At 57.8% G+C, this 1,021-nt stretch carries 1 protein-coding gene; it reads right to left on the reverse strand.

The annotated features are described in order from the left end of the window. Positions 1 to 39 precede the first annotated feature (39 nt). The coding region (locus C5S62_RS01820; RefSeq protein ID WP_133159460.1) for a TonB-dependent receptor at positions 40 to 1,021 on the reverse strand (982 nt) is incomplete at its 5' end.

Raw genomic sequence — 1,021 nt, forward strand, 5'->3', positions numbered from 1 at the left:
GTCTCATGTCGTCCACACGTTTGCCGGCCAATTTTCTACTCACCACGTCACTTTCACCTCAAAGCGGTAAGCGCGCCCCGGCATGGGATAGCGGCGCACTACTTCATACTGCCGGTCCAAGGCATTGAGCAAATCGGCCCTTACGTCTATTGCCGCACAGCCCAGACTAAAAGAGCGGTAAACGCCGATCCCCACTTCCACATAAGCCGGCAGGCGTGTCTGAGACAGATGTTCATTGGTGCTCCAGCGTTCGGACGAGAACGTGGCGTGCACCACTAAGTTCATCCACGGATTTTCATACGCCGCCGAAGCACTGCCGCTGTGCAGCGGTGTATAGGCCACCTGCCGGCCGTATCCCTCGCTCCCCGGCGCGGTACGGTCTGCCGCATGCTGGAGACTATAGTTTGCCGCCACATAGAGCCGGTGTTGCGGAATCAAAGGCTGACGGCCTGCCAAAGACAGATCGATGCCGGCAACCTCCACAAGTCCCATGTTCACCGTCCGCCAAATGAAAAGATTGTAAGGCACGCTCATAATCTTATCCTTCACGTGGTTGGCATAGGCATCGGCCGATAATGTCCAGAGCATGCCGGCGTCCGAACGCCGGTTGCCGTATGAAAAAGCCATACCGCCGCCCAGCTGACGCGTACGCTCGGGACGGAGATCGCTGCTACCGAGATGATAGTAATAAGCCTCGGAGAAAGTGGGCAGACGGAAAAGGTCCTGAAAAGAGGCCCTCAAAAGAAGCGATGCCCGCGGAGCGTTCACCGCCTGCCACGAAAGATTGGCTACCGGCGTCATGCGCCGTGTGAGCATGCTTTCCCCTTGCCCGCCTGCCTTTTCCACATAAAGGTGGGTAAGGCCGCGCAAAGTAAGCGTTAAGGGCAGGCGTCCGCCGGTACGATAGCGTGCAGACAGGCTTTGCAGCAAACCTTCGCGGCGCACATCGGCACCGGAAGCAAGGTTGCTCTCCATGCCGGCATGAGTAAAGTCGCAGCTGTAGGCTACTTCAAAGTGTCGC

The organism is Prevotella sp. MGM2 (assembly GCF_002933955.1).
GTDB lineage: Bacteria > Bacteroidota > Bacteroidia > Bacteroidales > Bacteroidaceae > Alloprevotella.